Annotated in this window: 15 protein-coding genes; 6 read left to right on the top strand and 9 right to left on the bottom strand. The window is 75.4% G+C overall.

Annotation, left to right across the window (positions count from 1 at the left end; all coding sequences use genetic code 11):
- Nucleotides 1-188 precede the first annotated feature (188 nt).
- Nucleotides 189-749 (top strand): hypothetical protein, encoded by a 561-nt coding sequence (locus ACSNOH_RS03120; RefSeq protein WP_436719602.1) that lies wholly within the window; start codon nucleotides 189-191, stop codon nucleotides 747-749.
- A gap of 75 nt (nucleotides 750-824) precedes the next feature.
- Nucleotides 825-1,682, top strand: a complete 858-nt coding sequence (locus tag ACSNOH_RS03115) for an SCO6745 family protein (RefSeq protein ID WP_436719601.1) — start codon at nucleotides 825-827, stop codon at nucleotides 1,680-1,682.
- A gap of 19 nt (nucleotides 1,683-1,701) precedes the next feature.
- On the opposite strand, the gene ACSNOH_RS03110 is transcribed toward ACSNOH_RS03115, so the two are convergent.
- Nucleotides 1,702-2,556: a helix-turn-helix transcriptional regulator gene (locus ACSNOH_RS03110; RefSeq protein ID WP_436719600.1), complete on the bottom strand. Its 855-nt coding sequence runs from the start codon at nucleotides 2,554-2,556 to the stop codon at nucleotides 1,702-1,704.
- A gap of 128 nt (nucleotides 2,557-2,684) precedes the next feature.
- On the opposite strand from ACSNOH_RS03110, the gene ACSNOH_RS03105 reads away from it, so the two are divergent.
- Nucleotides 2,685-3,740 carry an NAD(P)-dependent alcohol dehydrogenase gene (locus ACSNOH_RS03105; RefSeq protein ID WP_436719599.1) on the top strand — a complete coding sequence of 352 codons (1,056 nt, stop codon included), beginning with the start codon at nucleotides 2,685-2,687 and terminating at the stop codon, nucleotides 3,738-3,740.
- Nucleotides 3,741-3,999: 259 nt separating this feature from the next.
- Entirely contained in the window at nucleotides 4,000-4,791 is a 792-nt protein-coding gene (locus tag ACSNOH_RS03100; RefSeq protein WP_436719598.1) for a VOC family protein, read from the top strand.
- Between the two features lie 74 nt (nucleotides 4,792-4,865).
- Here ACSNOH_RS03100 and ACSNOH_RS03095 read toward each other — a convergent pair whose 3' ends face one another.
- On the bottom strand, nucleotides 4,866-5,495 hold the full coding sequence (locus ACSNOH_RS03095) for a 50S ribosomal protein L25/general stress protein Ctc (protein ID WP_436719597.1): 630 nt from the start codon (nucleotides 5,493-5,495) through the stop codon (nucleotides 4,866-4,868).
- 277 nt (nucleotides 5,496-5,772) lie between these two features.
- On the opposite strand from ACSNOH_RS03095, the gene ACSNOH_RS03090 reads away from it, so the two are divergent.
- On the top strand, nucleotides 5,773-7,905 hold the full coding sequence (locus ACSNOH_RS03090; protein WP_436719596.1) for a hypothetical protein: 2,133 nt from the start codon (nucleotides 5,773-5,775) through the stop codon (nucleotides 7,903-7,905).
- Between the two features lie 21 nt (nucleotides 7,906-7,926).
- On the opposite strand, the gene ACSNOH_RS03085 is transcribed toward ACSNOH_RS03090, so the two are convergent.
- The 6 genes from ACSNOH_RS03085 to ACSNOH_RS03060 all read right to left on the bottom strand — a co-directional run bounded on the left by ACSNOH_RS03085 (nucleotide 7,927) and on the right by ACSNOH_RS03060 (nucleotide 14,617).
- On the bottom strand, nucleotides 7,927-8,955 hold the full coding sequence (locus ACSNOH_RS03085; RefSeq protein ID WP_436719595.1) for a TolB family protein: 1,029 nt from the start codon (nucleotides 8,953-8,955) through the stop codon (nucleotides 7,927-7,929).
- A 119-nt stretch (nucleotides 8,956-9,074) separates the two neighbouring features.
- Entirely contained in the window at nucleotides 9,075-10,427 is a 1,353-nt protein-coding gene (locus tag ACSNOH_RS03080; RefSeq protein WP_436719594.1) for a hypothetical protein, read from the bottom strand.
- Nucleotides 10,424-11,584, bottom strand: a complete 1,161-nt coding sequence (locus tag ACSNOH_RS03075) for a hypothetical protein (protein WP_436719593.1) — start codon at nucleotides 11,582-11,584, stop codon at nucleotides 10,424-10,426. The genes ACSNOH_RS03080 and ACSNOH_RS03075 overlap by 4 nt, the downstream gene beginning before the upstream one ends.
- Entirely contained in the window at nucleotides 11,581-12,375 is a 795-nt protein-coding gene (locus ACSNOH_RS03070) for a class I SAM-dependent methyltransferase (protein WP_436719592.1), read from the bottom strand. The genes ACSNOH_RS03075 and ACSNOH_RS03070 overlap by 4 nt, the downstream gene beginning before the upstream one ends.
- Complete coding sequence (locus tag ACSNOH_RS03065; RefSeq protein WP_436719591.1) at nucleotides 12,372-13,268, bottom strand: LLM class flavin-dependent oxidoreductase; 897 nt, start codon at nucleotides 13,266-13,268, stop codon at nucleotides 12,372-12,374. The genes ACSNOH_RS03070 and ACSNOH_RS03065 overlap by 4 nt, the downstream gene beginning before the upstream one ends.
- Nucleotides 13,268-14,617: a DUF6002 family protein gene (locus tag ACSNOH_RS03060; protein WP_436719590.1), complete on the bottom strand. Its 1,350-nt coding sequence runs from the start codon at nucleotides 14,615-14,617 to the stop codon at nucleotides 13,268-13,270. The genes ACSNOH_RS03065 and ACSNOH_RS03060 overlap by 1 nt, the downstream gene beginning before the upstream one ends.
- Before the next feature lie 191 nt (nucleotides 14,618-14,808).
- Here ACSNOH_RS03060 and ACSNOH_RS03055 point away from each other — a divergent pair, with 191 nt between their 5' ends.
- Entirely contained in the window at nucleotides 14,809-16,104 is a 1,296-nt protein-coding gene (locus tag ACSNOH_RS03055; protein ID WP_436719589.1) for an MFS transporter, read from the top strand.
- Between the two features lie 126 nt (nucleotides 16,105-16,230).
- On the opposite strand, the gene ACSNOH_RS03050 is transcribed toward ACSNOH_RS03055, so the two are convergent.
- On the bottom strand, nucleotides 16,231-17,091 hold an 861-nt coding region (locus ACSNOH_RS03050), incomplete at its 5' end, for a serine/threonine dehydratase (protein ID WP_436719588.1).

The raw sequence follows: 17,091 nt of genomic DNA, 5'->3' as shown, positions 1-17,091 counted from the left end.
TCGGTGGGCGCGGCCTCGCCCCGCGCCGGCGCCCCCCGGACGGGTGAGCGGGCGGACGGCCGGTCTCGGCGCGGTCTCGGGGCGGTCACGCTTCTCCCCGGATCGGGACAAAGCCGCCGAGGGGCTTTGACGAAGCTCGATCGATTTAGGTAAGCCTTCCCTAATTCTTCACCCGTCCTGGAGGTTCCGTGCCCGTTCCCCCGCCGCCCGCCCAGCCGCGGCCGCTCCGCCTGTACGACTCGTGGTGGACCGTCGCGGCCGGCGCGCTCCTGGCGTGCGCGGGGCTGGCCTGCTGCCTCTGGGTCTCCCTCCACGTCCGCGCCGACCAGGCCCTGCACACCGGGGCGCTCTTCGTCCACCTCGCCTCCCTGGTGCTCGGCTTCGGCGCGGTGCTGGCCGCCGACTGGTTCGGGCTGCTGTGGGTCACGCGGCGGATCGCGCTCGCCGACGCCCTCGGCGCCGTCGGCCGGCTGCACGTGCCGGTCTGGGCCGGGCTGGCCGGGCTGCTGGCCAGCGGCGCCTTCCTGCACCCGGACCCGGCCTCGCCGCTCACCCGCACCAAGCTCGTGCTGATCGTCGTCCTCACCCTCAACGGCCTCCAGGCCGGGGTGCTCACCCGGCGCCTGGCGCAGCGCTCCCCCGCCCCGCCCGGGCGGCGGCTGGCGGCCTGGGGCGGGGCCACGGCCTTCGTCTCGCAGGTGTGCTGGTGGGGCGCGGTCGGCATAGGATTCGCCAACGCACAGCACTGACGGGTCAGTTCGACACCGACGGGTCGGTTCGACACTGACGGGTCGGTTCGACGCCGTTCGACGGAGGAGTCCACCGTGCAGCAGCCCTCGCCCGCCCGCCGGCTGTGGGAGGCCGTCGAACCCCTGCACGCCGTCGTCTACTTCGCGCCCGAACCCGCCGCCGCGGCCCGCGCGCTGGGCCTGCCGAGCTGGTGGATGGGGTACTTCGCGGGCCGTGCGGCCCCGCTCGGGGCGCTCGGGCCGGCGCCCGTCGCGGCGATGTTCCACGTCTTCGCGCCGTCCATGGTGGCCCGCTCGCTGCCCGACGCCTGGGCGTACGCCTCGCCGGAGGCGGTCCTGGAGAGCCGCACCGAAGCCGTACGCGCCACGCTGGCCCGTACGCTGCCGGCGGGATCCGGCCGCTCCCTCGCACGGCTCTCCGAGCTCCTGGAGACGGCCGTGGCGGGCTGCGGCTTCGAGGGCAGGCCGCTGGCCGCCGCCTGGTCCCGGGTGCCCCGGCCCGCCGGCGCCGCCGCGCGCGTGTGGCTGGCGGCCACCGTGCTGCGCGAGCACCGCGGCGACGGCCACGTCCTGGCCGCCGTCCACGCCGGCCTCGGCGGGCTGGACACCACGCTCACGCACGTGGCCGCCGGCGGCGTGCCGCTGGAGGCCGTCCGCGACAACCGGGGCTGGACGGAGGCGGAGTGGGAGGAGAGCCGCCGCAGGCTCACCGAGCGCGGCGTGCTCGACGGCGAAGGGCGGCTGACCGGGGCCGGCGGGGCGCTGCGCCGCCGGCTGGAGGAGGACACCGACCGGCTGGCCGCCCCGCCCCTGGCCGCCCTGGGCGCGGAGGGGACCGAGGAGGCGATCCGCCTCGCCGTCCCGCTGAGCCGGCACCTCGTCGACAGCGGCGTCCTGCCGGTGCCCAACCCCATGGGGGCGCCGCGCCCGTGACGCCCCGGCGCGGCGCCGGCTACGCGTCCGCGCTCTCCATCGCCCAGCTGGCCAGGATGCGCAGGGACTCGGCGGAGGGCGAACCGGGCTCGGCGTGGTACGTGATCAGCTGCTGGTTCTGGTCGGCGGGGAGCACGAGCGTCTCGTAGGACAGGGTCAGCGGGCCCACCACGGGGTGGTGCAGCTCCTTGACGCCGAAGCCCTTGTCCTCCACGTTGTGCGCGGCCCACAGCGTGCGGAACTCCGGGCTCTTGACGGACAGCTCGCCGACGAGGGCGGCGAGGTGCGGGTCCTCGGGGCAGCGGCCGGCGTCGAGCCGCAGGAAGGCGACGACGTCGGCGGCCTTCTTCTCCCACTCCACGTACAGCTCGCGGGTGGCCGGCTCCAGGAAGAGCTGCCAGGCCAGGTTGCGCTGCCCGGCGGGCATCTTGCCGAAGTCGCCCAGCAGGGCGCAGGCCAGCCGGTTCCAGGCGAGGATGTCCAGCCGGCGCCCGACCACGTAGGCGGGGGTGTTCTCCATGCTGTCCATGAGGTGCTGCACCGAGGGGCGCACGCGCTGCGGCCGGGCGGGGCGGCACGGCCGCGTCTTCTTCACGCTCGGGCGCACGAGGTGGGTGAGGTGGTCGCGCTCGGCGCGGGTGAGCCGCAGGGCGTCGGCGATCGCCTCCAGCACGGCGGTGGAGACGTTCTGGCCGTGCCCCTGCTCCAGGCGCGTGTAGTAGGCGACGCTGACGCCCGCGAGCTGGGCCAGCTCCTCGCGCCGCAGGCCGGGCACCCGGCGCCGCCCGCCGTAGGGCGTGAGCCCCACTTCCGCGGGCTGCAGCCGGGCCCGCCTGCTGCGGAGGAACTCGCTCAGTTCGGTGCGCTGGTCCATTCCACCAGTATGCGCAGGCCGCGGGGGCCGCGGGCGGGGCCAGGGTGACACTGCCAGTGGTAGGAAACGCAAGCGTACGTTCGGCCGGGTTCTGGCTGGTTCCGCGGCACGGGCGCACGATGGCGGGCATGAACCGCACCACTGTTCCCGCATACGCGGCCCCTTCGGCCAAGGCTCCCCTGGAGCGGATCACCGTCCAGCGCCGGGAGCCGGGTGAGCACGACGTCCTCATCGAGATCAAGTACGCCGGCATCTGCCACTCCGACATCCACACCGTCCGCGGCGAGTGGGGCGACGACGGCCACTTCCCGCTCGCCCCGGGCCACGAGATCGCCGGCGTCGTGACCGCGACCGGCTCCGGCGTCACCCGCTACCGCGTCGGCGACCGCGTCGGCGTCGGCTGCTTCGTGGACTCCTGCCGCGAGTGCGGCAACTGCAAGGCAGGCCTGCAGCAGTACTGCACCGGCGAGCTCGGCATGGTCGGCACCTACGGCGCGACCGGCCGTGACGGGGAGGTCACCCAGGGCGGCTACTCCACGCACATCGTCGTGGACGAGAACTACGTCCTGCGCATCCCCGGCAGCATTCCGCTGGATCAGGCGGCACCGCTGCTGTGCGCCGGCATCACCCTCTACTCCCCCCTCGCCCGCTGGCAGGCGGGGCCGGGCAAGAAGGTCGCGATCGTCGGCCTCGGCGGCCTCGGCCACATGGGCGTGAAGATCGCGCACGCGATGGGCGCGGAGGTCACCGTCCTCAGCCAGTCGCTGCGCAAGCAGGAGGACGGCCTGCGCCTGGGCGCCGCCCACTTCCACGCCACCTCCGACCCGGCGACCTTCGAGCGGCTGGCGGGCAGCTTCGACCTGATCGTCAACACCGTCTCGGCCGACGTCGACCTGGGCGCCTACCTGGGCCTGCTGAAGACCGACGGCACGCTCGTGCAGGTCGGCGCCCCGGAGAACCCGCAGCCGGTCGCCTCGTTCGCCCTGATCACCCGGCGCCGGTCCCTGGCCGGCTCGATGATCGGCGGCATTCCGGAGACCCAGGCGATGCTCGACTTCTGCGGCGAGCACGGCATCGGCGCCGACATCGAGCTGATCCGGGCCGACCAGATCAACGAGGCGTACGAGCGGGTGCTGGCCAGCGACGTCCGCTACCGCTTCGTCATCGACGCCGCGACGATCTGAGCGGGCCCGCGCGGAGAGGCTCCGCGCCGCGCGGGGCACCCGCGCCCGGCCGGGCGGCCGGAGGCGCGTCCTCCGGCCCCCCCGCCCCGCGCCGGTAACGACTCCGCACGCCGGTGTTCCCCCGGCCGACGCGTCGCGCGCCGCCCCGGGAGCGGTGGAAGACTGAGACGCGTCGGGGGACGCCGGGCACCGCGCCCGCGGCGGCGGGGCTCGTGCGCATCCGTTGCCCCCGCGTGCATCCGCCGGAGGAGCACCCACCATGCTCAGCACAGATTTCGTGACCGGATCGCCCAACTGGCTCGACCTCGGCACCCCGGACACCGCGGGGTCCGCCGAGTTCTACGGGGCGGTCTTCGGCTGGGACGTGCAGTCCGCCGGGCCCGACACCGGCGGCTACGCCTTCTTCCAGGAGGACGGCAAGGACGTCGCGGCGCTCGGCCCGCTGACCGAGGAGGGCGCGAGCCCCGCGTGGACCGTGTACTTCCAGACGCCCGACGCCGACGCCACGGTCAAGGCGGCCGAGCAGGCCGGGGGCGCCGTACGGGTCGCGCCCACCGACGTCATGGACGCGGGCCGGCTGGCGTGTCTCACCGACCCCGGCGGCGCGGAGTTCGCGCTCTGGCAGCCCGGCGCCGTCAAGGGCCTGGAGAAGGTCTGCGAGCCGGACACCCTGCTGTGGGTCGAGCTGCACACCGCGGACCCGGCTGCGGCCGGGGCCTTCTACCGCGCCCTGTTCGGCTGGGGCACGCAGGAGAGGGAGTTCTCCGTCGGCACGTACACCCTGATCTCCACGGCCGGCGCGAGCGGCGACGACGCCGCGTTCGGCGGCATCGCGCCGGCGCCCGGCGGGGGCGAGGCGGCCGGGCCGTCCCGCTGGATCCCGTACTTCCTGGTCACGGACACCGATGCCACGCTCACCCGGGTGCGGGAGAGCGGCGGCTCGGTCGTCGCACCGGCCGCCGACGTGCCCGACGTGGGCCGGATCGCCTGGGCCGCCGACCGGTTCGGCGCCGTCTTCGGCGTCCTCAAGCCGCTGCCGCGCGCCGCCTGATACCGCCGCCCGGGGGCGCGGGCGGGTGCCCGTGCCCCCGGGTGGGCCCAGCGTCGCTCCTCCGTCCGTACGGCTCAGCCGCCGCCCTCGCCCTCGGGGGCGGCCGCCGGAGCGGCCTCGGCCGGCGCGGCTTCCTCCTCCGCGGCTTCCTCCTCGACCGGCTCGGTCTGGGCCGCGACGATCTGCAGGACGGCGTCCTCGCCGTCGACCGCGAGGGTGGTGCCGCGCGGCAGCGGGATGTCCTTGGCGTGGACGGTGTGGCCCGCCTCCAGACCCTCGATGGAGATCGTGACGCCCTCGGGGATGTGCGTGGCCTCGGCCTCGACCGGGAGGGCGCTGAGGATGTACTCCAGCAGGTTGCCGCCGGGGGCGAGCTCGCCCTCGGTGTGGATCGGGATCTCCACGGTGACCTTCTCGCCCTTCTTGACGATCAGCAGGTCCACGTGGACCAGGAAGCCGCGGATGGCCTCGCGCTGGACGGCCTTGGGGATGACGAGCTCGCTCTTGCCGTCGATGTCCAGGTTGATCAGGACGTTCGGCGTCCGCAGGGCCATCAGCAGGGCGTGCCCGTCCACCGACACGTGCCGCGGGTCGGCGCCGTGGCCGTAGATGACGCAGGGGACCTTGTCCTGCCTGCGGATGCGGCGGGCGGCGCCCTTGCCGAAGTCGGTGCGCTTCTCGGCGGTCAGCTTCACTTCGGCCATGCCAGCACTCCTCGCGGTTCGGTCGTTCTGGAGATGTGTTAACCGCGGGCCGGAAAGGTGCCCCCGCGGCTACTCCGTACGGGAGCGATATCGGCCGGTTTTCCTTCTGATGGCAGACGCACCGGCTGATGGCGGACGCCCCGGGCCGGGCGCGGGTCCTCGCCGCGCCACCGCACCGCGGTATCCGGAATCCCTCCGCCCCCGCGAGGCCGATCGGGCAGACTTTGCGGGCACCGTGCAGACCCCGTCACACCGCTGTGAAACCGAGGGGACATCCATGAGCACCATGCGAAGATTCAGCCGCAGAGCCCTGTTACGCACCGGCCTGGGGGCCGGCGGCGCAGCGCTCGCCGCGCAGCTCCTCCCCCGCCTCCCCGGCGCCGAGCCCGCGTGGGCGCCGGCCGCGGTCCGGCAGGGGCTCTTCCCCGAGTGGAGCCGCTTCGCCCGGCTGGCAGACGGCACCTTCGACGAGGACGCCGACCCGCTGCGCGACATGAAGCCCGTGATCACGGCGCTCAAGGCGCAGAACGTCAGCGTCATCGAGCTCGACACCGTCCTGTCGAACTGGCTGACGCCCGCGGAGTTCACCGAGCACATGGGCAAGGTCAAGAGCTTCGTGGAGCTGGCGCACGCCGCCGGGATCCGCGTGGTCATGTACTACCCGTCGCTGGAGCTCATCAGCGTCGGCGGCGAGAACGGCCCGTCGTTCTACAAGAACGGCGAGGGGAAGTCCTGGGTGCAGCGCTCCCTCGACGGCAAGCCCAACGTCTTCTACGGCAGCCTGGTCGTCTGGGTCGACCCGGGCGACGAGAGCTGCTGGCTCAGCCCCAACTCCCCCTGGCGCGACTACTACCTCGGCCGCGTCAAGGCCCTGGCCGCCACGGGTGTGGACGCCATCTGGCCGGACGTGCCGATCTACTTCGACGGGGCGCTGAGCTGGTGCGACGCCTCCACCTGGGCGGCGGACGCCTTCAAGGCCGACACGGGTCTGGCGCTGCCCGCGAAGGCCGACTTCTCCAGCCTGCCCTTCCGCCGCTACGTGGAGTGGCGGCACCGCAACCTCAACCAGTGGCAGCTCGACATCGCCGCCGCCGGCCGGTCGGTCAACCCGGACCTGGTCACCTTCGCCGAGACGGTGAGCATGGACTACCAGTACGCCACGCTGGTCGGCCTCGACGGGGCGTACCTGCGGCGGGCCGAGGGCGTGAGCCACGTCTGGGAGGTGGACATCCTCGGCAACTACGACGGGATGCGCCACGCCACGGCGACGGACTGGACCTGTCTGATCTCGATGTACAAGTACGCGCGCGCCGCGAGCGGCACGAAGCCCGCGTGGGCGTTCTCCTACGGCTGGAAGGCCGACGACGCGTCGCTGGTGATGGCCGAGCTGCTGGCGGCCGGCTGCAATCCGTACGAGGTCAAGAGCCCGTTCAAGAACGAGACCACCGACAAGGCGATGCGTACACGCATGTACGCCTTCGTCGCCGCCAACCAGCACAAGCTCTACGACGCGGTGCCGGCGGCCGAGGTGGGCGTCTACCACTCCTCGGCCTCCCGGGACTACGTCAGCCCCTCCGCCGGCACGGGCATGTACGCCAACGCGAAGGCGCCGTCGGGGGTCAAGGACTGGTGGGCGTCGGGCAGCGCGGAGGAGAGCTGCACGACCCAGGCCTGGCTGGGCGAGTTCCGCGGCACGGTCAAGGCGCTGGTGTACGCCCACATACCGTTCGCCACCGTCCCGAGCCCGCACCTGTCCGCCGCCGACCTCGCCCCGTACCGCGTGCTGATGCTGCCGAACCTCCAGGCGGTCTCCGACGCCGAGGCGGCGGTCCTGCGGGAGTACGTGTCGGGCGGCGGGACGGTCGTCGTGACGGGCCCCGCGCCGACCGGCCTCGACGAGCTGGGCACGCCCCGCGGCGAGTACGCCCTCGCCGACGTGCTCGGCTTCCGCAAGGGCGATGCGCTGCCCGCCAGCAAGCAGAATCGTTTCGGCCAAGGGACGTGCTGGTACGTCAAGGACCTGCCCGGCCACAGCTACCTCGCCCGGACGGACCAGGCGAGCGCCGACCGGCTGCTCGCGCCCGTACGGGCGGCGGCGCCGCCGGCGGTGGAGCTCACGGGCGACCGGCGCATCCACATGGAGGTCAGCAGGCTCGGTGCCGACACGATCGTCCAGCTGGTCAACTTCACCTGCTTCGGTGACACTCCGGCGGCCTTCAGCACCAAACCGGCCGCGTGTTCGGTCGCCCTGAAGCTGCCCGCGGGCAAGCAGGTGCTGGCGGCCACGGTGAGCTCGCCGGACGGGGCCTCGCCGGCTCCGCAGCCGGTCACCTGGCAGACGGCGGGCGACACCGCCACGCTGTCCCTGACGGTGTCCCAGTACTCGCTGGTCACCGTCACCACCGGCTGACCCCGGCGCCGGCCGGCCCCTTCAGGGGCCGTCGGTTCCGGGGGCGGGGATCCGCCACAGCGAGGCCGGCCGGTCCTCGTCCCCCGGGTGGGACTCGAAGGCGATCCACCGCCCGTCCGGTGACCAGCTCGGCGCGCCGTCGTAGTCGCCGTCGCGCGTGGTCACCCGGACGGGGCGGCCGCCGGCGGCCGGGATCACGAAGATCTGCGGCACCTCCAGGCCGCCGGCGGTGGAGGAGAAGACCACCGACCTGCCGTCGGGCGACCAGCTGGGGTCGGTGTGCTCCCCGGGGCCGCCGGTGAGCCGCCGCAGGCCGCTGCCGTCGGCGTTCATCACGTACAGCGCCCACTCGCGCGCGCCCCGCTCGCGGCGCTGGAAGACCAGCCGGTCGCCCTTGGGCGACCAGTTGGGCTGGCGGTTGTCCGTGCCGGTGCCGGGGCCGTCCAGGAGGCGGGTGCGGCCGGTGCCGTCGCGCCGGACCTTCCACAGGGAGCCGAGCGCGCCGCCGCCGTCCCCCGCCCCCTTCTCGCGGATCTCCTGGAAGACGATCCACGACCCGTCGGGCGAGAAGCTGGGCTCCAGGTAGCCGGAGTCGCCGCCGTGCTCGGTGACGCGGGAGGGCCGCCCGCCGGGCGGCATCACCCACACCTCGTCGCGGCCCCCGCCCGCCCGGTCCGAGGCGAAGGCCACCCCGGCCGAGGGGTGCCAGCTGGAGCCGGGCAGGTTGACCGCGGCCTTGTCGGCCTCGTCGAGCAGGGTCTTCGGGCGGCCGGAGGCCCCGCCGCCGTTCAACGGGAGCACGCGCAGGGCGGCGGCGCCCTCGTTGTAGCCGTCCTCGAAGAGCGTGAAGAGCACGGACGTGCCGTCCGGGGAAAAGGCGGGGTTCTGCGCGCTGGCCCGCCCCTCGCCCCGGTAGAGCAGCTGCGCGCCGTCGGGCCGGCTGTCCGTCCGCCCGCCGGACGGGCCGGGCGGGCGCGGGGCCTCGGAGCTGCTGCAGGCCGTCAGGGCGAGGGCGGCCAGGAACGCTGCGACGTACAGGCGACTGCGCACCCGGCCGACCCTAGTGGCTCCGCCCCGCGCGGGAAGGCGGAACGTCCCAAGCCGGCGCACATCCGTGCGGAGAGCCCGTGCGGGGCGGCGGGCGCCGGCCGCGGCCGGGCCGGAGGCGGCTAGCGGGCGGCCATCAGGGTGTTGATGAGGGCTCCGTGCCCGTACATGCTGATGATGCCGCTGCTGCCGTCGGCGAAGTAGCGCACCAGGCACCCCGCCGGCTCGCCGCGCATGAGGTACGGGCCGAGGAGCGGGGCGATGGTGACGGGGCGGGTGCCGGCCTCCGTCCCGTCGGTGACCTCCGCGGCGCAGCGGCCGGGCTCGACGTACTCCTGGGCGATGCTGTCCTCGTCCCGCAGGGCCGCCTCGACGGCGCGCCGCCACTCGGCGGGGCGGGTGGAGGGGCCGAGGAGCACGCCGTCGCCGCACATGCCGACGGCCTTCTTCAGGACGAACTGCCGCTGCCGGCGCAGCAGCAGCTCGCCGAGGCCGGTGCCGCGGCCGCGCCAGGTGACGCGGCGGTCGCGGACGACCCTGGTCCAGGGCAGGTAGCGGCGCACGAGCGCGCGTTCGGCGGAGGTCATCCAGGGCAGGCCCTCCGAGACCCAGCCGAGGACCTTCTTGTTGGAGACGAGGAAGGCGGTCTGCGGGGCGAGGAAGGTGCATCCTGCGTCGAGGGCCCGGCGGACGGGGGCGAGGTCGATGCCGTGGGCGCGCCATTCGCTGATCGTGAAGTGGCGCAGCCCGAGGGGGTAGCGGAAGCGGCCGCCGGGGCCGTGGCCGCGGTCGAGCTCCTCCGGTTCGAAGAACTCGGCGGCGAAGCCGTGCCGGCGCAGGTGGCGGACCTCGGCGTCGAAGTAGCGGCTGGTCCGTACGCCGGGCAGGTCGCGGAGGGTGCCGAGCAGGGCGACGCCGGGGGCCACGCGCAGTTCGTCGCGGACGGCGGCGAAGAGGCGGCGGCGGGCGGCGAACAGCGAGGGCGCGTCGAAGGGCAGCCGGTCCCCGTCCGCGTGCACCTGCCGCCAGGCGCGGGTCAGCATGTGCGTGTGGACGGCGCCGCCTACCGCGCCGCCGACGTTGAACTCCAGGAACTGCGGGCCGTGCTCCCCGATGACGGCGTCCGGGCGGGCCATGCAGGCGCAGTAGCGCTCTTCGGTCCGGTCGTCGGTGAACAGCGGGTGCAGGGACTCGTCGGCTCCCAGCGCGGCCATCCGGTGCCGGGCCGTGGGGCCGCTCGCGAGCAGGGCCTTGCGGAGCAGGGCGAGGAGCCGGGCGGCCGCGCCGTAGAGCTCGGCGGCGCTGTGCGGGGGCACGAGCAGGGGCCGGGCGGAGACGAGGCCGCCGTGGAAGCCGATGTCGTCCATCTCCCGGAGGAGGACGTCGCGGACTCCGGCGGCGCCGAGCCGGGGCGGCCGGGAGAGGGCGTGGGAGCCGAACCAGGGGTGGTGCTGCGGCCGGGCGTGCGTCGTCATGGCCTGCCTCCGCGGGGTGGGCCGTCCGCCCGGGGCAGGCCCCGGGCGAAGGTGTCGAGCGGGACGTGGCGGGCGCGGCGTATGCCCGGGCACCGCCAGGCCAGGTCGGTGCGGGGCGGCCGGTCCTCGTCGTGGAAGTAGAGGGCTTCGAGGCCGCCGTCGCCGAGCGCGATCAGGGGGTTGGCCGTGAGGAAGTCCCGTACGGCCGGGGTGTCCCGCAGGACGCGCAGGACGAGGCGCTTGCCGCCGAAGTGGTCGTCCGGCAGCCGGCACTCGGGGTGGAAGCGCTGTTTGAACTGGAAGATGCCTTTGCTCAGGAACGGTTCGCAGCCGGAGAGGCCGACGGACGCGCAGCCGTTCTCGCAGGCCCACTCCAGGGCGAAGTGCGTGAGGGCCCGTACCGCGCCGCCGGTGTAGTACTGCACGGCCCCGTCGAGGACGCCGAGGAGCCGCATCGTCAGGACGCGGCCGTCGCGCGGCAGGGCGCACAGCACCCCGGCGACGCGGACCCCGTCCTGGACGAGGAAGAAGAGGATCCCCCGCCGGAAGAGGCACTCGTAGGCGAGGCCGGGCGGGAGGCTGCGGGCGGCGGCGCCGTGCCGGCGGCGCATGGTGGGCAGGTGCATCTGCTCGTAGAAGTGGTCGAAGGCGTGCGGGCCGGTGCCGGTCTGCCAGGTCCACCGCGCCGCGGTCCGGCGGGCCTTGAAGGCGCGGCGCTCGCGCTCGGAGATGCGGGCGCGCAGCGCCTCGGGGCCGTCCCCGACCGGGACGGCGAGCTGGATGCGGAAGGGCAGGACGACGGTGGCGGGGCCGGGCGGGCCGGCCTGCCGGGCGGGGACACCGGACAGCTCGATGTCCGGCGGCTCCCCCGGTGCTCCGGCCGGTGCCGTCGTGGCCGCCACGCCTTGGCGGGCGAGGAAGGGCAGGACGTGGCGGGCGCCGTCGTGCAGCCCGGTGTAGCGCAGCCGCAGCGGGCTGCCGGGCGGTGACCAGGCGGTGAGGGGGCGCGCGGTGTGCACGGCGGCGTCCCACCGCAGGCGCAGGGGCGCCAGGCGGGGGTCGGTGTCCCACGCGTACCGCGTCCGCAGGGCCGCGCGGCGGGGTGCCGCCGCCCTGGCCGGGGCGCGGCGGTCGCCGGGGAAGGCACGGGCTGTCAATGCGGCACCTCTCCTCGGTCGGTGCGGTGGCGGTAGACGGACACGCAGCCCGGGCTGCCGGGGCGCATGGGCGTGCCCGCCCAGTCGGCCGTGCGCGAGGCCAGGACCAGGCCCGCGGCGGCCGCCATGAGGTCGAGCTCCGCGGGCCAGACGTAGCGGATGACCGAGGGGTACGAGGTGACGCCGTCGTCGGTGACGGCCACGGTGCGCCGCTTCATGACCTGGGTGACGGGGTCGCAGTCGACGAGGGTGAAGCGCACCTCGTCGTCCGTGGCGTGGAAGTGCCGTACGGAGAGGCCGGGCGCGACGTGCGAAGGCATCTGGTGGTCGACGACGAGGCGGCCGCCGGGGGCCAGGTGCCGGGCGGCGACGGCGAGGCTCGCGGCCTGCCGGGCCTGGCCGGGGATGCAGAAGAGGCTGTTGAAGACGGAGTAGACGAGGGCGAAGCGGCGGCCCAGGTCGCAGCCGCCGGGGTCGGCCATGTCGGCGAGGACGGTGCGGACCAGGTGCCCGCCGGGCTTGGCCCGCAGCCGCTCCAGCATGTCCGGGGAGATGTCGACGCCGTGGACGCGCACGCCGCGCCGGGCGAGGGGGATGGCGATGCGGCCGGTGCCGACGCCCAGTTCGAGGGCCTCGCCGCGGCCCGCGTACCGGGCCAGGGCCGCGACGGCTTCCGCTCCGTGGGCGAACTCCGGGGGGTACCAGTCGTCGTAGACGGCACCGAAGGTGCTCCCGTAGGCGTCCGGGGCCTGCCCGGAGCCGGGCCGCGTGCTCTCCCCGCCGCCCGTCACAGCCGCTCGATCTCCGGGATCGCACCGGCCACGACGTCCTCGAACGCGGCGGCGTCCCCGCCGAAGACGCCGGAGGGCCGGGGCCGGTGGAGGATCAGGTCGGTGAAGCCCAGGGCCGCGCAGGCGCCGGCGAAGGCGAGCAGGCGCCCGGGCGAGGCCGCGAGGCCGGGCACCAGCCGGGTGGCCAGCACCATGCGGTCGATGCCGTCCGGCGCCCGGCCCGCCTCCTCGCACGCCTCCTCGAAGGCGTGGGCCTGGCGCTTGAGCAGGGCGAGCGCGCCGGCTTCGGTGTGCGCGCCGGGCGGGGCGGCGGCCGCGCCGTGCGTCACCCACGCCTGCCCGAGGCGCGCCGCCAGGCGCATGCCGCGCGGGCCGGTGGCCGCGACGGCCAGCGGGAGGCGCGGGCGCTGTACGCAGCCGGGGATCATCCGGGCGCCGCGGGCGGTGTACGCGGGGCCGTCGTGGTCGGTGACCTCCTGCCGGAGCAGGCGGTCGACGAGGGCGGCGAACTCCGCGAAGCGCCGGTGGTGCGCGGCCGGGGAGAGCGGCGGACCGCCCAGGGTGTGCTCGTCGTAGCCCCGCGCGCCGGCTCCCAGGCCCGCGGTGACCCTGCCGTCCGCGATGTGGTCGAGCGTCATCAGCTCCTTGGCCAGCACCACCGGGTGCCGGAGGACGGGGGTGGCCACGAGGGGGCCCAGCCGGATGCGGCGGGTGACGGCGGCGGCCGCGGCGAGGAGGGGGAGCGCGCCGAACCACGGTGCGTCGCGCAGGGAGCGCCAGGCGAGGTGGTCGTAGGTCCAGGCGTGGTGGAAGCCGAGCTCCTCGGCGCGCTGCCAGTGCCGGCGGGCCTGCGGCCAGGGGTGCTCGGGGAGGAGGACGAGGCCCGTACGCATCAGGCCGCCTCCCGGCGTACGGCCGCGCGGAGGGCCCCGGCGACGTCGCCGGCACCGGCCACGGGCTGCTGCGCGGCGGGCGGCAGGGGGTTGTAGTCGTCGCACGTGTAGGAGCCGGAGGCGTGCACGACGACCTCGTCGGCCTTCACCAGGCCCCGTTCCGCGGCGAGGAGCGTGCCGGTGACCACCATGACCAGCGACCACTCGCGCAGCCGCCCGGGGTCGGCCGGCAGGTCGATCCCCGCGGGCGCCACCACGGCGCGCACCTCGTCGTACCGGGCGAGGCACTCGTGCCGGGAGACCACCAGGCCGTCGCCCCCGTGGGACCGGATCAGCTCGCTCATCGCGGGCGCCGTGGCGGGTGAGCTCGTGTAGAAGGTGGGGTCGAGCACCTCCGCCGGGTCGTGGGTGACGGCCGGGAAGCGCGGGTCGGCGTCCTGGGTGAACAGGCCGGTGGACGCGTCGCGCCGGTAGCCGGGGACGGTGGCGTGGTGCAGGTCGAGGACCATGTCGGGGGTGGCGAGGTGCTGGATAAGCAGATAGCCGCAGGGCCTGCCGGCGCGCTCCCCGAGGAGGGTGGTGCCGAGGTGGTGGCCGAGCAGCCCGAAGGCGCTGGAGACGGCGTGGGCGTGCCACCGCGTGCTGCCCGCGGCCCGGGGCAGGTGCGCGTCCTCGAAGCAGGCGCGCACGGTGTCGGCGGCCCGGTAGTTGTCGAGGCCGAGGGTGTGCCAGACGCGGACCCCGGTCAGGCGCTCGGCCTCCGCCGCGTACCGCGCCGCTCCCTCTCTCGCCAGGGCCTTCACGGCAGCGCCGGAACCGGCGTGCACCAGGACCGGGTTGCGGCGCCGCAGCCCGGGATCGCCGGCCAGCGCGGTCCGCCACACCTTGGCGGCCGAGTCCTCGGGGACCACGCACGTGACGGCCAGTTGATCAGCGGTGACGAGGCCGTGGGCGAGGGCGCGTTCGACGGCGTCGCGCAGGGCGGTGGCCTTGTTCGCGGAGGAGGGGGTGAGGAGCATCAGGGGCTCGCCGGTCTCGTGCACGTGGTGGACGGCGCGCGCGACGATGACGAGCGAGGCCATGGTCTTGGTGGTCCGGGTGCCCGGGTTGCGCATGAGGTCGAGGAGGAGGAGCCGGGTGCCGTGGTGCGCGCCGAGGTCCGTCGCCGCGAGGCCGGATACGGACAGGAAGGCGCGGAGCCGGTCGGTGAGGGGAGGCAGCCGGGGACCCGGAGAGAAGCCTTCCGGTGGGTGGCGACGGCCGGCTGCCAGGTGGTCGAGCGCTTCCTGGACGCGCTCGTAGTAGGCGGCGATCGCATGGTCCTGCACCACTGTGCCGCGCGCTCCCATCGGCCCCCCTTCCGTGGGCCGGTCGTGCGGCACCGGCCTTCCGGATCGTCGTTCCGCATGCGCGATTCCCCATCGTAGAGGCCGGATGCCGCTTCCGGCAGGTACGGACGCGTCAGTCGCGAATGGCCGGAAAGCGCCGCTCTGCCCCGTATTCGGCGGCTCTGTTCCTCGGTGTACCGGACACTGAAAGGGTGAGCCCTCCCGCCGAACGGCCGTCAACGCCCTTGCCGTCGCCTCCTGTTCCGCCTGCAACTGCGGCCGCCCCTCCCCCGCTGCGCGACCGCAACTTCGTCCTGCTCTCGTGGGCCCGGGCGGTCTCCGTCCTGGGCAACGGGTTCGCGCGCGTGGCCCTGGCCTTCGCCGTCCTCGACCTGCCGGGGTCCGCACCGGGGCAGTTGTCCCTGGTGCTGGCCTGCCAGGTGGTCCCGCAGGTGCTGTTCGTGCTCGTGGGCGGGGTGATAGCGGACCGAATACCGCGGATACGGCTGATGGTCGCGGCGGAGCTGGCCGGCGCCGCGGCCTACGGGGCCCTCGCCGCCATGAGCCTGACCGGGCACGCGCCGATCGCCGCGGTGGCCCTGCTCGCCACGGCGGCCGGAACCGCCACCGCCCTGTTCGCGCCGGCGATGACGGCCGTGGTCCCGGAGATCGTCGCCCGCGAGCGGCTCACCGAGGCGAACGCCGCGCTGCGGATGGGCATGAACGTCGCCATGGTGCTCGGGCTCTCGCTGTCCGGCGTGGTCGTCGCCGGGCTCGGCGCGGGCTGGGCGCTGGCCCTCGACGCCCTCACCTTCCTGGCGAGCGCCGCTCTGATCGCCGGCATCCGGCCGGTGCGGGCGCACCCGCGCGGCGGCGGTCCGGGGCTGCGCGATCTGCGCGAGGGCTGGCGGGAGTTCGCCTCCCGCCAGTGGCTGTGGGCGGTAGTGCTGCAGTACGCCTTCGTGGTCGCGGCCCAGAGCGCGGCGGTGGGCGTCCTCGGGCCGCTGGCGAGCGAGGAGGACTCCGGCGGGGTGCGGGAGTGGTCCTGCGTCGTCGCCGCGCAGGCGGTGGGGACGGTCGCGGGCGCGGGGCTGGCGGCGCGGCTCCGGCCGCGGCGGCCCGTCCTCGTCGCCGTGCTGGCGACCTTCCCCGCGGCCCTGCCGATGGTGCTGCTGGGGATACACGCGCCGGTGTGGCCGACCGTGGCGGCGGCGTTCGCCGCGGGCGTCGCGGGGGACGTCTTCGGGGTGCTGTGGGCGACGGCCCTGCAGCGCGACGTGCCGGCCGAAGCGCTCTCGCGCGTCAGCGCCTACGACTGGTTCGGCTCCCTGGCCTGCGCCCCGCTCGGCACGCTGGCGGCGGGCCCGCTCGCCGCGGCGGCCGGCCCCCGCGCGGGGCTGCTGTGCTGCGCGGCCGTGGTGACCACGGCGACGGCGGCCGCGCTGCTGTCGCCCCAGGTGCGCCGCGGTGGCCCTGCGGGCGGATCGGGATACCTCGGGCGGGAGTAGGTGCGGCACCGCCGGAAGGTGGCTCACGGCGGCGGAAGCGCACGCGTGGAGCCGGGAACGGACGCGGCTCCCTCCGGCCCCGCCGCCTGGAGGGCCCGCGCGCCCGCCCGCCGCCGTCAGGTGCCGTCAGGAGGCCAGGTCCGCCGGGTCCGTGTTCGCGCCGCACAGGACGACTGCGACCGTTTCGTCCTCCGCAGGCACGTACGGGCCTCCCGGCGCGAGTGCGGCGAGGGCCGTCGCGCCGGCAGGCTCGACCACGATGCGGCGCTCGTCCCACAGGGCCTGCCGCGCGGCGGTGATCGCCTCGTCCTGTACGAGGAGGGAGGTGACATCCGCGTGGCGGGCCGCGGCCAGGGCCGTCCCGGAGACGCGCCGGGCGCCGAGGGCGTCCGCCGCGACCGAGTCGACGGTGACGTCGACGACCCGCCCGGCTTCCAGGGCGCCGTGGAGGGCCCGGCTGCCGGCGGGCTCGACGGCGACCGTGCGGATGCCGTGCTGCCGGGCGGCGGTGGCGACGCCCGCGAAGAGCCCGCCGCCGCCGACCGCGACGACGACGGTGTCCAGGCCGGGGACGGCGGCGCGGAGCTCGCCGAGGAGGGTGCCCGCGCCCGCGGCGATCAGCGGGTGGTCGTAGGCGTGGCTCGCGAGGGCGCCGGTGGCGCGCGTGAACTCCTCGCAGGCGGCGAGCGCCTCGGCGTACTCCGTGCCGGTGAGGCGGACGTCGGCGCCGTAGCCGCGCAGCCGGTCGGCCTTCACCCGCGGGGCGTTCCGGGGCAGGAAGACGGTCGCGGGCAGGCCCTGCTGCCGGGCGGCCCAGGCGCAGGCCAGCCCGGCGTTGCCGCCGGAGGCGATGGCGACGCCGGCCTCCGGCAGGGTGCCGGCCTCGCGGTGGGCGGCGAGGAAGTTCCAGGCGCCGCGCGCCTTGAAGGACCCGGTGTGCTGGAGGAACTCCAGGGCGAGCAGCACGCGGCCGGGGCGGCCGGGGAC

Source organism: Streptomyces sp. URMC 127, from assembly GCF_051386535.1.
GTDB lineage: Bacteria > Actinomycetota > Actinomycetes > Streptomycetales > Streptomycetaceae > Streptomyces.
This window is presented reverse-complemented; position numbering and strand designations above follow the sequence as displayed.